Genomic DNA, 14,418 nt, shown 5'->3' on the forward strand with positions numbered 1-14,418 from the left:
CTCGGCCGGTGCAGGCGTTTCACAGTGCTCCATCTGACGTTCGTACGCTGCGCTTGAAGGGTGCCCCTGAGCCGGAGGACCCTCTTCCATCGTCCACCTCGGCAGGCCGATCGGGAATCCCGCACACCACTCTGACTGTCATCACGTTCCGCGATATACCCTCGGCGTGTGTACGACCCCGCGCAGCTGCGCACCTTCCTCGCGGTGGCCCAGACGCTCAGCTTCACGCGGGCCGCCCGGCGGCTCGGGCTGCGCCAGTCCACCGTCAGCCAGCACGTGCGCCGGCTCGAGGACGCCGTCGGGCGCCAGCTGTTCCTGCGGGACACGCACTCCGTGGAGCTGACCGGGGACGGCGAGGCCATGCTCGGCTTCGCCCGCCGGATCCTCGCGGCACACGAGCAGGCGGCGGCGTTCTTCACCGGCACCCGGGTGCGCGGCCGGCTGCGGTTCGGCGCGTCGGAGGACTTCGTCCTCACCCGGCTGCCGGAGATCCTCGAGGGCTTCCGGTACGACCACCCCGAAGTCGATCTCGAGCTGACGGTGGAGCTGTCGGGCACCCTGCACGAACAGCTGGCCGCCGGAAAGCTGGACCTCGTGCTGGCCAAGCGCCGCCCTCAGGACCCGCACGGCGAGCTGGTCTGGCACGACGACCTGGTCTGGATCGGCACCGAACGGCTCCGCCTCGATCCCGACCGGCCGGTGCCGCTGATCGTGTATCCGCCGCCCGGGATCACCCGGGCGCTGGCGCTGGAGGCCCTGGAACGGCAGGGCCGGCCGTGGCGGATCGTCTGCACCAGCGGCAGCCTCAACGGCCTCATCGCGGCGGCGCGGGCCGGCCTCGGCGTGATGGCGCACTCCCGGGGCCTGGTCCCGCCGGGCCTGTTCCGGGCGCCGGAGCGGGCGGGGCTCCCGGAGCTCGGCAAGGTCGACTTCGTCCTGGTGCACGGCCGTGTCCGCCCCTCGGCGCGGGATGCGGCGGACGCGCTCGCGGCGGCGATCCTGGCAGGCGGGGAGCGGCTGCACCGGCGGGGCGGCTGACCTCACGCATCGTCCGCATTATTCGGGAGGAGCCCGGTGCGCGGTGGACGTTCGCATGCTGCGGGTGCCGTAATCGCGGCGTACAGATTCGGTGGAGATTACGGCGCCGAAACTTACTGAACCGTAAGGATTCTGTCCGACCCTTCCCCTTGTGCGGGCATTTTCCGGTCGTCGGCCTGCGCAAACGTGAGCTTTGCTCGGTTTCGGCCCCCCTCCCGCCGGGTGTGCGGGTGGGGTAGCTTTCACGGCGCCGGGCGAGCGTCACGAGGAGCGGGGAGCGGGTTTGCGCGAGTTCACCAACCCTCCGTCGGCGTCGGCGCCACCCGTGGGGGGTCTGGCCGACGTCGTCTTCGAGCTTGCCCTCGCGGACCCGCTGCACGTCGCGCTCGGCCGCAAGGACGAGCTCGGCCGGTGGCGCGATGTGACCGCCGCCGAGTTCCGTGACGAGGTCCTCGCCCTGGCCAAGGGACTCCTGGCCCGTGGCGTCCGCTTCGGCGACCGGGTCGCGATCGTCTCCCGCACCCGCTACGAGTGGACCCTCTTCGACTTCGCGCTGTGGACGATCGGCGCCCAGGTGGTACCGGTCTACCCCACCTCCTCGGCCGAGCAGTGTTTCTGGATGCTGTACGACGCCGAGGTGTCCGCGGCGATCGTGGAGCACGAGGACCACGCGATGACCATCGCCACCGTCATCGACCGGCTGCCGAACCTGCGCCAGCTGTGGCAGCTGGACGCCGGCGCGCTGCAGGAGCTGTACGACGCGGGTGCCCACATCGACGACGAGACGGTGCACCGGCACCGCCAGGCGGTCACCCCCGACTCGACCGCCACCATCATCTACACCTCCGGCACCACCGGCCGGCCCAAGGGCTGTGTCATCTCGCACGGCAACTTCATGTTCGAGGCGGACACCGTCATCGACCGCTGGGAGCCGGTGTTCCACTCCAAGAAGGGCGACGAGGCCGCGACGCTGCTGTTCCTGCCGCTCGCGCACGTCTTCGGGCGGATGGTCGAGGTGGCCGCGATCCGCGGAAAGGTCCGCTTCGGCCACCAGCCCCAGCTCAACGCCGCCGCCCTGCTGCCCGACCTGCAGGCGTTCAAGCCGACCTTCATCCTCGCGGTGCCGTACATCTTCGAGAAGGTGTTCAATTCCGCCCGTCGCAAGGCGGAGAAGGAAGGCAAGGCCGGCCCGTTCGAGAAGGCCGTCGAGATCGCCGTGAAGTACGCGGACGCGGTCGAGGCGAAGGCCTGGGGCATCGGCCCCGGCCCCTCGGCGGCTCTGCGTATGCAGCACCAGCTGTTCGACAAACTCGTGTATACAAAAGTGCGTGCAGCGATGGGCGGTCGCATACGGAATGCGATGTCCGGCGGTTCGGCGATGGACCGCAGACTCGGGCTGTTCTTCGCGGGCGCCGGTGTGCAGATCTACGAGGGGTACGGCCTGACGGAATCGACCGCCGCCGCCACCGCGAACCCGCCCGAACGCACCCGCTACGGCACGGTCGGTCAGGCCATTCCCGGTGTCACGGTGCACATCGCCGACGACGGCGAGGTCTGGCTGCACGGCGCCAACGTCTTCCAGTGCTATCTCAACAACCAGAAGGCCACCGACGCGACCCTGCACGACGGCTGGCTCGCCACCGGCGACCTGGGCAGCCTCGACGAGGACGGCTACCTCACCATCACCGGCCGCAAGAAGGAGATCCTGGTGACCTCCGGCGGCAAGAGTGTGTCGCCCGGTGTTCTGGAGGAGCGCGTCCGCGACCATCCGCTGGTCAACCAGTGCATCGTGGTGGGCAACGACCGCCCGTATGTCGCGGCGCTCGTCACCCTCGACCAGGAGGCCGTCGAGCACTGGCTGCAGATGCGGGGCAAACCGAAGCTGTCGCCCGCCGAACTGGTACGGGACGCCGACCTGGAGACGGAGGTGCGACGGGCGGTGGTCGCCGCCAACACCCTCGTCTCGCAGGCCGAGTCGATCCGTACATTCCGTATCCTCGCCCAGCCCTTCACCGAGGAGCACGGGCTGCTGACCCCTTCGCTGAAGCTCAAGCGCAAGGCGATAGAGAACGCGTACGCCAATGAGGTGGACGCGCTCTACCGGGCCTGACGAACCGTCAATTTATGGTCAGGCGGAATATCTTGTCCGACCCGTCCGCCGCCCCTCCGTTGTTGTCGCAGTTGGTCGTCGACAGCCACAGCTGGTCGGCACCCGGCACCTTGGTGACTGTACGCAGTCGACCGTAGGTGCCGACGTAGTACGCGGTCGGCGTGCCTACGCTCTCGTTGTCTCCGTTGATCGGTACGCGCCACAGCCGTTCGCCGCGCAGGGACGCCATGTAGACGACGTTGCGGACGATGGCGATGCCGCTCGGGGAGGCCTCCGAGACGTTCCAGGTGGCCTTGGGGTTGGTCATTCCGGCGACGCTGCAACTTCCTTCGCAGGTCGGCCAGCCGTAGTTGGCGCCGGGCTTGATCAGGTTGAGTTCGTCCTTGGAGCTGTTGCCGAACTCCGCCTCCCACAGCCGTCCGTTGCGGTCGAAGGCGAGGCCCTGCGGATTGCGATGACCGTAGGAGTAGACGTAGTTGCCGAACGGGTTGCCGGGGGCCGGCTTGCCGTCGGTCGTCATGCGCAGGATCTTGCCGTTCAGGGAGTTCTTGTCCTGTGCGAGGTCGGGTGTCTGGGCCTCACCGGTGGAGACGTACAGGTAGCCGTCGGGACCGAAGGCGAGGCGGCCGCCGTTGTGGTAGCGGTTCTTCTTGATGCCCTGCAACAGGACCTTGTAGCCGCTGAGTTGCGTGCCGTCGTAGGTCATGCGGACGACCCGGTTGCCTTCGGCGGCCGTGTGCATGAAGTAGACGTGGTGGTTGCTGTCCCAGTCGGGGTCGACGGCGACACCGAGCAGGCCGCCCTCGCCGTTGGTGGTGACGGCGTTCGGGACGGTTCCGACCTGGGTCCTCGTGCCGTCCTTGGTCACCTTCCAGACCCGGAAGTCGTCCCGCTCGGTGACCAGCGCGGTCTTTCCGTCGGGCATCCAGTAGGTGCCCCAGGGGATCGTCCAGCCGGTGGAGAGGGTGCTGATGGAGGACGGGACGCCGCCGTCCGTCGCGCAGGCCTTGGTGGTGAGGTTCACCGTGTTGCTCTGCGGGGACACGTTGCCTGCCGCGTCGCGGGCGACGACGTTCAGGGCGTACGGGCTGTCGCATGCCAGGCCGGTGAGTGTGGTCGTCGTACCGCTCGTGACCGTCTTGTAGACGGTGGTGCCGCTGCGCACGTCGTACGCGACGACCGCGCGGTCGTCCGTGGCGGCGCCCCAGCTCAGGTCGGCGCTGTTCGCGGTGACGGCGGAGATGGAGAGCGTGCCGGGGGCGGTGGGCGGGGCGGTGTCGGAACTGGGCTTCGTCGTGCAGTCGACGACGGGACTGGCCGAGGAGGTGTTGCCGGCGGCGTCGCGGGCGATGACGGTCAGGTCGTAGGTGGTGTTCGGTGTGAGGCCGGTCAGCGCCTTGGAGGTGGAACTCCCCTGCGCCTCACCGATCTTGTTGCCGTGTTCGTAGAGGTCGTATGCCGTCACTCCCACGTTGTCCGTCGAGGCGCCCCAGGTCAGGGTGAGGCCGTCCTCGCCGATGTCCGCACAACTGGGTTGGCCGGGACGGGTCGGGGCCTGGATGTCGGCCGCCGCGCCGATGCCGACGCGGTCGAGGTTGGGGCCGCCGTCGGCCGTGGTGGCGGTGGCGCGGATCTTGTTGTTGCCGGCGTTCAGCGGGACGTTCACGGACTTGGTCGCCCAGGTGTTCCAGTCGGCGGTGGCCGGGAAGGAGACGGCGGAGGCGACGACCGTGCCGTTGACGGAGATGTCCATCGGGCGGTCCGTGGACGTGCCGTTGGCGAACCGGAGCGTCGCCGACGCGGTGCCCGCGGTGGCGGCATTCACGGTGAACTCCACATAGGAGCCCTTGACGTTGGTGTAGTCGACGAAGCCGGTGCCCGTGTAACCGGTGTGGTTGGTGGCCACGGTGCCCTGGGAGACGACCGCGTCCTCGGCCTGGTAGTCGGTGGCCGCGTGGGCGGGGTCGGAGGTCAGGGCGACGAGCGGCACGGCCAGGGCCAGGGACAGGCCCCACGGCAGTGCTCTGGTGAGATTCATGGTTGTCCTCTCAGCCCGTGTACTGGGTGAAGACCTTGAGGTAGTCGTACGGCTGCTGTGTCACGCCGCTGCAGGAGTCGCCGTCTGTGCCGGAGCCGCATGCCCGGTCGCGGTTGGCGGACCAGTAGGTGAGGCGCCCGATGCGGTGCTGCTGCGCGTAGGCGAGCATCGTCTTGAAGTCGGCGGTGCGGACGCGCTCACCGGAGTCGTCGGTGCGGCCGTTCATCGACGACAGGCCGATGTGGGCGTAGGCGGTGGCGTCGCTGTAGCCGTAGGCCGACTTGACCCGGCCCTTGAGCCCTTCCATGGCTTGTGTGGTGAGGGTGCCCATGTTGGTGGTACCGCCGCCGAAGTCGAACGGCATGATGCACCAGACGTCGTTCGCCAGACCGGAGTTCGCCGCACGCTTGATCATGTCGACGCCGGTGGAGTCGGGGCCGCTGGTGGTCGTACCGAAGGTGATGACTGTCTTCAGACCGGGGTTGTCGGCCTTCACCGCCTTCAGGGCGTCCACCACGCGTTGGCGCACGGTGGCGTTCGACCACTCGGTGTTCTCGATGTCGACGTCGATCGCCCGTAGTTTGTATGCAGTGATCACCTTTTGGTATGCGGCGGCCAATGCCGAGGCGCTGGAGCACTTCTCCCCGAGTTTGGCCCCACTCCAGCCGCCGACGGAGACCATCACGTCACCGCCGGCGGCTCGGATCGCGTTGATCTTCGACTGGTCGGTGCCGCCGGTCAGCGAGCGACTGCCGTCCCACTTGGGGTTGCAGGTGCCGTCGGAGAGGATGAACGCGAGCGTGAACCACTTGACCCCGGTCGCCGCCATCACGGAGGTGGGATCGGGCGGACTTCCCCAGCCGAGGTATTCGTACGGGGCGACAGCCATGCCCGGCGAAGCGGCCATGCCCGGTGAGGCGGCCGCCGGCCTCGCCGCGCCGGTGGGCCCGACCCGGATCAGACGGGTCTCGCCGGGCCGCAGGGTCGCGCTGTAGGAGTCGGCGATCAGGCCCTTGTGCGAGCCGGACCACAGATCGGTGACGTCACCGGAACCGGTGAATCCCACCTGGGACCACTTCACGCTCACCGTGGCGCTGCCGGACGTATCGGTGTTGAACAGGGCGACGACGTACTGGCCGTCGCTCTCCTTCTTCCTCCAGACCTGCCGGCCCCCGCTGTTCACGATCCGCTCGGCCGCCACGCCGTCCTGGTCGACGCCGATGAGACGGTCGTTGGTGAGCATGGCCTTGTCGACGGCGTCGAGACGGGTGAGGTCGGTGCCGAGCAGCAGCGGCGACGCCGCCATGGCCCAGAGCGTGAAATGGGAGCGGCGCTGGTCGGCCGTGAGGCCCGCCTGGTCTCCGTTGCCGATCTCGAGGGAGTCCAGGTCGTTCCAGCCGCCGGGCCCGGCGTACGGCTGCCAGGACGCGGCCGTGTTGAAGCGGGCGGAGACGTGCGACCAGTCGGTCAGCGGATAGCCGCTGCCATTGGAGCCCGGGCCGCAGTAGCACTCGACGTCGCCCTGGGTACGCCAACTGTTGGCGAGCCTCCGCCAGGTGGGGGCGTCGGAGAGGGCAAGGTTGTTGGAGAGCGCGAAGTTGATGGGGCGTCCGGTGGCGCGCAGCGCCTTGTCCCAGGCCTGGACGTCGGGGATGTCCTGGCTGCCCACCCCGTCGATCTTGAGGTAGTCGACCCCCCAGGAGGCGAACTGCCGTGCCCAGGAGTTCACGAACTCCTGGGCGCCCGGCTTTCCGTAGTCGATGTAGTACATGTTCTTGCAGTTGTAGTTCTTCTCCGTCTTCGAGGTGTCCGCGATGTCCTTCGCGTGGTACGAAGTGCCCTCGATCGGTGTGTTCTTGGTGACCGCGTTCTTGGCGATGCCGGGGGTGACGTAGAAGCCGAACTTCAGGCCCTTGGAGTGGATGTAGTCGGCGAGGGCCTTGATGCCGCCCGGGAACTTCGCCGTGTCGACGGCCCAGCGGCCGTAGGAGTCGACGGTGAAGCCGTTGTCGTCGCACTTCTGCCAGAAGTCGTCGAGGTTGACGGAGACGAAGCCGTGGTTCCTCAGACCGCTCGACACCAGCGCGTCGGCCTGCGCCTTGATCTTGGCCTCGGTCGGCTGGCGGCGCACGAAGCTCCAGCTGCTCCAGCCCATGGCGGGGCGGACCGACTGGCCGTTGTCGGACGCGACTGCCGGGTGCGCCGCGGTGAGCAGCGGGACGGCCGGTGCGATCAGCAGGCCGGCGACGGCGGCCACCAGTGCTCTGAAGCGGGTCATGATCGTCCCCCGTTCGCGGGTGTGGCGTATGCGGTGCCGATCCACGCCTCGTCGATGCGCAGCCGCTTGTAGCGGGTGGTGTCGGTCGACGCGGCCCAGGTGGTGTCCACCTCGAGGCGTACGTAGCGGGCGTCGGCGGCGGTCAGGTCGATGCCCTGGATGCCGCGGCGGCTGGGGAGTTGTCCTGTTTTCACGGCGCTGCCCCAGGTGGTGCCGTCGTTGCTGAGGAAGACCTTGTAGTCCTTGATGCGGGCGGACTGCTCGGTGTCGGAGCGGGCGTAGGCGACGGAGTCCTCGCGCTGGTTGAGCCCGATGTACCGCACCTTCTTCGCGCTGCCGAGGTCGAAGGTGAGGTTGACCGGCAGTGTCTTGTTGTTGTCCCAGTACGTGAGGTAGTCGCCGTCGCCGGCGGCCGGTCCCGCGTGGCCGCTCGCGGAGGCACTGGCGCTGACCGTGACGCCGGAGAGGATGCCCTGCCGTCCGGCGGTCACGACCTTGAAGACCGTGTCGTACGGGTCCCAGGCGCCCAGGCCGTTCAGTGTGAGCACACCGCCCGACTGCGACCAGGAGACCGCGGCTCCGGTGCGGAGGTCGGTGACGGAGGCGATCCGGTAACCGTTGTCGCGGATGCGCAGGGTGCTGGTGCTGGGCGGAGTCAGGACGTGGATGTACTGGCGGTCGGGGTCGGTCCTGCTGATGGTGGTGACGCCGTGCGCGCCGTCGTTCCAGAAGCCGGGTTTGAGGCCGCCGTACAGGTAGCCGCCGCCCTCGGTGCCGTGCAGGGATTCCCAGATGGGGTTGAGGTAGGTGTTCGCGAAGTTGTTGAAGGCGGCCTGGTTGCTGGGGAATGTGCCGTCGACCTGGGCGGTCTCCGCCATCAGCGCCTTGACGGAGGAGCCGGCATTGGTGATCAGCCGGCCGAGGGTGAGCATGCGGTCGACGGTGGGGTTGGTGCCGTCGTACCACCAGGCGCCGGTCGAGGGCAGTTTGAAGTCGGCCTCGGTCAAGCGGGGTTGCGCGGTGTATACAGCCTGCGGGTAATCGTATGCAGGCGACATCCCCGTCTTCTGCTCATTGCTGATCATATCCATGATCGGCGTGTCTTCGTTGTTGTTGCTGAGCGTGTAGTTCGGGCGCTTCTGGTAGATCTGCTGGTAGAGGTCGTGGCTCTCCCAGTAGGCGTTGTCGTTGTCGATCCAGAAGCCGCCGAGGTCGGGGTAGCGGTCCATGACCTCGAAGAAGTTGTCGTAGCTGAACTGGCCGAAGCCGTCGCGGGTGGTGAGGTCGACGTCCTTGCCCTTGTAGGCGGAGTAGGCGGCCGAGTCGAGCCACTCGTGGCCACCCTCGTCGTGCCACTGGGCGTCGTCGGTCATGTAGAGGATGACCTTCATGCCCTTGGCCTTCGCCGCGGTGATCAGTTCACCGAGGAAGTCCCGTTTGGTGGAGCAGGAGCCGGGGATCTTCGACGGCCAGGGGCGGGCGTAGCCGAGACGGCTGTGGAATGTCGCCAGTACGAGGTATTGGGTATGCAGTTTCCGGGCTTCGTTCACCCAGTAGTCCGGTGTCCATCCTCCGTTGGTGACGTCGTTCTCCCAGGCGGTGCAACTGGTGTGGGCGGGGGCGGTGCGCAGGCCCCAGTGCAGGAAGAGTCCGCCGACGGAGGCGCGCAGGAAGTCCTGGCGGGAGTTCTGTACGTCGAGGGGGCGTGCGGCGGCCGTGGATCCGCAGTCCTGCGTCGATCCGCTGCCTGAGACGCGGAGCGCGGATCCCGACGTGGTGTGGCTGTCCGTCAGGCAGTAGCCGGTGACGTTCTGGAAGCCCATGTCATAGGGGGCGTCGCCGCCGTGCTGAGCGGTGAAGCGGGTCAGGCGCAGGCCGCTCGCCGCGTTGGCGATGACCGCCGGACGTCCGTCGCCGGCCGCGAACCGCACGGAGCTGTCGGTCAATTGCACATTGTCTACGTTGTGCAGATACCAGCCGTACGCCGGCCGCGTCCCGATGCTCTTCGGGTTGTAGTCGCCCGCGTCATTGCTCGGTGTGCCGGTGGACATGGTGCCGTTTCCGCCGGGCACGGTGATGTTGACGTTGGTGAAGGTGATGCCGCTGATGCGGTGGCCGTTCTCCCCCCACAGGGTGGGGCTGAAGGAGGGGCTGTCGCCGGTCGCGGTGATGTTCTCGTAGGTGACGTCGCTGATGGATCCCACGCCCGGACTGTTGCCGCACCGCTTCCGGGTGCCGATCTTCTCCATGATCGGCGAGTGGACGTCGGTCATGGTGATGTCGCGGTAGTGGACGTCGGAGATCTTCGCGCCGTCCATGGAGACCATGCCCAGCCCGGACTTGTCGGCTCCCTCGATACGGATCTTCTCGAACTGGTAGTCGGAGAAGTCCCCGCAGGTCTCGGAGCCGAACATCAGGGCGTTGCAGCACTTCGCCGACAGGTACGAATCACTCACCCGGACATGGCCGTTGGGGAGCTTGGCGCCGAGGGCGTAGTCGCTCTTGAAGACCAGGGCGTCGTCGTTGGCCTTGATGTTCGTGTTGGTGACGGTGACGTCGGTGGTGGAGATGATGTTCCAGCCGTCGCGGTCGCTCGCGGTGTCGATGGTCAGCCGGTCGGAGGTGACGTTGGCGCAGCCGTTGATGAGGGCGGCGAAGTGGCCGCCGCGGCGCAGGGTGAGGCCGTCGCCGAGCCTGAGTCCGTTGCAGCGGGTGAGTGAGATGATCTTGTCTGCTTCACCGGTGCCCGGGTTGCCGGTGATGAGGTTGCCGAGGCCGTCGATGACGCCGTCGCCGACGAAGCCGATGTTGCTCAGCCTGTCGCCGTAGATCATCGCGTCGTGGAAGTGGCTGTGCCCGTAGTCCTGGTAGTCGTCGTACGGGTTGGTCTCGGCCTTGTCGTAGGTGTCCGCGCTCGAACCCTGGATCGTGGCGCCCTTGTCGACCTGGAGCGTCACGTTGCTCTTCATGTGGATGGTGTTCTTGGACTTGTAGGTGCCGGAGGGGAAGCGGACGGTGCCGCCGCCCGCCGAGTTCGCGGCCGTGATGGCCTTGTCGATGGCCGGGGAGTCGTTGGTGGATCCGTCGCCCTTGGCGCCGTAGTCGCGCACGTTGAACACGGCGGCCGACTGCGGGCCGGTCCCGCGGGCCGCGAGGGCCGACGGTTGGGTGAGGCCGAGGACGACGGCGAGCGCGAAGAACACGATCGCCGCCGCCCCCTTCCGGTGAACTGTGGGGGATCGCATTGGGACGGCTCCTCAGACGAGTTGGTAGCCGCGGAGGTCGGTCAGCAGGAGATAGGTGTTCTGCAGGGATCCGGAGGTGTCGCCGAGGGAGCGGTAGATGCCCCACTTGGGGCGCACGCGGTCGGCGAGGAAGGTGTCGACGCCGGTCTTCGACTTGTCGATGACCGTCGAGGAACCGGACTTGAGGATCCAGCGGACCGAGCCGGACGAACCGTTGCCGACCTTGATCTGGAAGTCGACGTCCGTCCACTTGTCGTGCAGCGGCTCGAGGTCCGTGCGGCCGATGAGGATGTCGTCGATCGCCAGTTTCAGTTCGATGGTCTGCACACCGTTCACGCGGCGCAGCGACTGGACGACGATCGGCGAGGTGCCGGTGCCGGGCTGCTTCATCTGCATGATGTGGGTGAAGGTCGTCGTGGCCTTGAGCGAACTGGGGATGTACATCGAGTACGTGACCCGCCAGGTCTGGCCCTCGGTCCACTTCAGGTAGCTGCTGCTGCCGGTCCGCAGGCCGGTGACTTCCTGTCGCTGGCGGTCGGTCGACGTGTCGCGGTCGACCGTATGCATGTTGAAGCGCCAGTTGTCGCCGGTGGCGAAGATGTGCGGCTGCCCCGCCGGGTGCGAGTCGGCGCGGTCGTCCTCGACGGTCTCGAAGGCGGCGAGTCCGTCGCGGCTCGCCGACGGTGCCCATTTCTGCTGCCAGGAGGCTGCGTGTGCGGTGCCCGCGGCGGGGAGGCCGACGGCTGCGCCGGCCACGCCACCGATGGCGGCGCCGAGCAGCGCCCTTCTGGATGTGCTCATGACATCAATCACCTCGCAGTTGCTCATTCATGATCAGAAAGGCCCCTAGGCCGTGGAAGTCGTTCACGGCCCTGGTACGGGCGACGTAGTACGCGTAGTCGCCCACGTTCGTGCCGACGGAGATGTCGGCGAGTTCGGTCCGGCCGTCCGTTCCGGCCGCGAGTTTCGCCAGCACGCCCTCGTATCCGCGGCGCGCCACGGCCGCGTAGTGCGGATCGATGTATCCACGCTGGGCACCGCGCGAGAGGGCGTAGGTGAACATGCTGGAGCACGACGTCTCGGTCCAGTCGTCGCCGCGGTCGCCCTTGTCGATGACCTGGTACCAGCGTCCGGTCGCCGGATCCTGGTACTTCTCCAGACCTGCGGCCAGGCGGCGGAAGATTCCGAGGAGTTGAGCGCGACGCGGATGCTTCGCGGGGATCGCGTCCAGCACGGCGACGATCGCCATCGAGTACCAGCCGACCGCGCGGCACCAGTGCTCGGGAGCGAGCCCGGACTGCGGGTCCGCCCAGCTCGCGCTCTTCGACTCGTCGTAGGCGTGCCTGAGCAGCCCGTTCCCCACTTGCAGATGGCTGCCGTAGACGTAGAGCTGCTTGGCGGCCTCGTCGTTCGTATACACGCTGTCCCCGAACTCCTTGCCGTACTCGACCAGGAACGGGTTCACCATGTAGACGCCATCCGCCCACAACTGGTGCGCACGGGAGGAGTTGTCGGCGTGCCAGAAACCGCCGTCGCTCGTGCGCGGGTAGGTGTTCAGGCGGTCGCGGATCTTGCGGGCGGCCTTGCGGTAGCGGTCCTGGCCCGTCTCGTGGTGCAGGATCACCAGCAGGCGGCCGGCCTGCATGCTGTCCAGGCTGTTGAACGACTGGCTGATCGAGCCGTCGCTCTTCACGAAGCGGTCGACGTAATCCTTGATGTAGGTGAGGTAGCGGGCCTCGTGAGTCCTGACGTAGGTGAGGTACTGGCCGTAGAGGTACAGGCCGACCGGGTACGACCAGCCGCCGATGGTGCTCGGCGTGTAGCGGGCCATGGTGGAGTCGACAACGGCTGTGGACCAGTCGCGTGCGGCGGCCGGGCGGCTTGAGGCCACCGCCGGGGTCGGGGCGGTCACGGGCAGTGCGGCCAGGGTGGCGGTGGCGACCGCGACGGCGGTGATCGCCGCTCGCAGGCGTCGGCGTCTCATGTTCCTCCCTCTTGGTGTGTGCCGTTTCTGTATGCGACCTGCTTGTATGCAATTTGTGTATACGCGGCCTTCCGGTGCGCGTTCTCCCTGTATGCGTGAGCGGAGTCAGCACGTGGCCCGTGCAACGACGTCGCGTACGAGGTGGTGGTCGGGGGCGTGCCGGCAGGCCGGGTCGGTGCGGGCGGCTCATGCCTCCAGGGCTCGCCCCGGACGGCGTTGAAGATCGTCGACTCCCGCCAGATCCAGTCCAGTCGGTGGTCCTTCACACTGGGCGGGTCGAGGCCGCGCAGTGCGGCGGCCGCCTGGCAGGGCAGGGCGGGGCCGTCGGGGGTGACGGTGAGTAAAACCCTGTCCCGTCGGCGCGTACGGGTGTCGTGGTCACGGTGTGGGTCGCGCGGTGATCCGGCGGTCGCCGAGCGCGTAGGCGGTCACTTCGAGAGCGGTCTCCACGATGTGGTAACCAGGGCTTTGCCAGACCTTTTCATCCGATGTATGCAGAACCGGCGGTTCCGCCTGGCAAAGGTCCGGCAGGGTTTCGTTCATGGCTGCGTACCTGCTTTCCCGGGCGGGGGTCCAGGGTGAGGGTTGTTCAAGCGCAGATGAGCCCATGTACGGAGCAGGCGTTCACATGGATGCACCAAGTTCATCAACGCGTTCGGTGGCGCGATCCAGATTCCCGGGATGACAGAGCGCGGTCAATGGTCCGGACCGATGAGGTCGGATGCATTTCCGGCCATTCTCCGCCCGCCGCGGTGACTCGTCAGTCAGTTCCGGCGGATTCGGCGGTGAGGAATGCATCGCGGCCCGTGATCGTTGACGATGGGAGTACCACTTGCCGACAACCGAAGGATCAAGAGCTCGTGAGCAGCAAGGTCCCCCCGATCATCCTCAACAACGGCGTCGAGATGCCTCAGCTGGGCTTCGGCGTCTGGCAGGTGCCCGACGACGAGGCCGAGCAGGCCGTCGCCACGGCGCTCGAGGCCGGGTACCGCAGCATCGACACAGCGGCGATCTACGGCAACGAAGAAGGCACCGGCAAGGCCATCGCCGCCGCCGGCCTCCCCCGCGAGGACGTCTTCGTCACCACCAAGCTCTGGAACAGCGACCAGGGGTACGACTCCACCCTCCGCGCGTTCGACACCTCCCTGGCCAAGCTCGGCCTGGAGTACATCGACCTGTACCTGATCCACTGGCCGCTGCCGGCCCGCGGCACGTACGTGGACACGTACAAGGCGTTCGAGAAGCTGCTGTCCGACGGGCGGGTCCGCGCCATCGGCGTCTCCAACTTCCTGCCGGAGCACCTCGAGCACCTGCTCGCCGAGACCTCGGTCGTGCCGGCCGTCAACCAGATCGAGCTCCACCCGCACCTGCAGCAGCACGCGGCCCGTGAGTACCACGCCGAGCACGGCATCGCCGTCGAGGCCTGGTCGCCGCTGGGCTCGGGCAAGGGCCTGCTGGAGGTCCCGGCGGTCGTGGCCATCGCCCAGAAGCACAACCGCACCCCGGCCCAGATCGTGCTGCGCTGGCATCTCCAGCTCGGCAACATCGTGATCCCCAAGTCCGTGACGCCGTCCCGGATCAGGGAGAACATCGACGTGTTCGACTTCAGCCTGGACACCGAGGACCTCGCGGCGATCAGCGCGCTGAACGAGGACCGGCGCCTGGGCCCGGACCCGGCCACCTTCGACATGGGCTGACACCCGCCCCGCACAACGTCCGCCCCGC

Annotated in this window: 9 protein-coding genes; 3 read left to right on the top strand and 6 right to left on the bottom strand. The window is 67.7% G+C overall.

Features of this window, described 5'->3' with window-relative positions; genetic code table 11:
• The first annotated feature begins 168 nt into the window (after positions 1 to 168).
• Together ACH45E_RS39575 and ACH45E_RS39580 are read left to right on the top strand one after the other, a co-directional pair.
• Positions 169 to 1,038, top strand: coding sequence for a LysR substrate-binding domain-containing protein (locus ACH45E_RS39575; protein WP_361448915.1), 870 nt, complete (start codon positions 169 to 171; stop codon positions 1,036 to 1,038).
• A 283-nt stretch (positions 1,039 to 1,321) separates the two neighbouring features.
• Positions 1,322 to 3,148 carry an AMP-binding protein gene (locus ACH45E_RS39580; RefSeq protein ID WP_361448918.1) on the top strand — a complete coding sequence of 609 codons (1,827 nt, stop codon included), beginning with the start codon at positions 1,322 to 1,324 and terminating at the stop codon, positions 3,146 to 3,148.
• A 7-nt stretch (positions 3,149 to 3,155) separates the two neighbouring features.
• Here ACH45E_RS39580 and ACH45E_RS39585 read toward each other — a convergent pair whose 3' ends face one another.
• From ACH45E_RS39585 to pqqA, 6 genes are all read right to left on the bottom strand, one after another.
• Entirely contained in the window at positions 3,156 to 5,186 is a 2,031-nt protein-coding gene (locus ACH45E_RS39585; protein ID WP_361448921.1) for a PQQ-dependent sugar dehydrogenase, read from the bottom strand.
• 10 nt (positions 5,187 to 5,196) lie between these two features.
• Entirely contained in the window at positions 5,197 to 7,464 is a 2,268-nt protein-coding gene (locus ACH45E_RS39590) for an alpha-galactosidase (RefSeq protein WP_361448924.1), read from the bottom strand.
• Positions 7,461 to 10,709 carry a glycosyl hydrolase family 28 protein gene (locus ACH45E_RS39595; RefSeq protein ID WP_361448927.1) on the bottom strand — a complete coding sequence of 1,083 codons (3,249 nt, stop codon included), beginning with the start codon at positions 10,707 to 10,709 and terminating at the stop codon, positions 7,461 to 7,463. Before ACH45E_RS39595 ends, ACH45E_RS39590 begins: the two co-directional genes overlap by 4 nt.
• 12 nt (positions 10,710 to 10,721) lie before the next feature.
• On the bottom strand, positions 10,722 to 11,510 hold the full coding sequence (locus ACH45E_RS39600) for a Tat pathway signal sequence domain protein (RefSeq protein ID WP_361448930.1): 789 nt from the start codon (positions 11,508 to 11,510) through the stop codon (positions 10,722 to 10,724).
• A 4-nt stretch (positions 11,511 to 11,514) separates the two neighbouring features.
• A complete protein-coding gene (locus tag ACH45E_RS39605) occupies positions 11,515 to 12,693 on the bottom strand; it encodes a glycoside hydrolase family 88 protein (RefSeq protein ID WP_361448933.1) in 1,179 nt (392 codons plus the stop codon).
• Between the two features lie 378 nt (positions 12,694 to 13,071).
• Entirely contained in the window at positions 13,072 to 13,236 is a 165-nt protein-coding gene (pqqA, locus tag ACH45E_RS39610) for a pyrroloquinoline quinone precursor peptide PqqA (RefSeq protein ID WP_361448936.1), read from the bottom strand.
• Positions 13,237 to 13,553: 317 nt separating this feature from the next.
• Between pqqA and ACH45E_RS39615 the strand changes: the two genes are divergently transcribed.
• Positions 13,554 to 14,390 (top strand): aldo/keto reductase, encoded by an 837-nt coding sequence (locus tag ACH45E_RS39615; RefSeq protein WP_361448939.1) that lies wholly within the window; start codon positions 13,554 to 13,556, stop codon positions 14,388 to 14,390.
• Positions 14,391 to 14,418 lie beyond the last annotated feature (28 nt).

Origin of the sequence: Streptomyces sp. NPDC020299 (genome assembly GCF_044387825.1) — a bacterium.
In the GTDB taxonomy this organism is placed as follows: domain Bacteria; phylum Actinomycetota; class Actinomycetes; order Streptomycetales; family Streptomycetaceae; genus Streptomyces.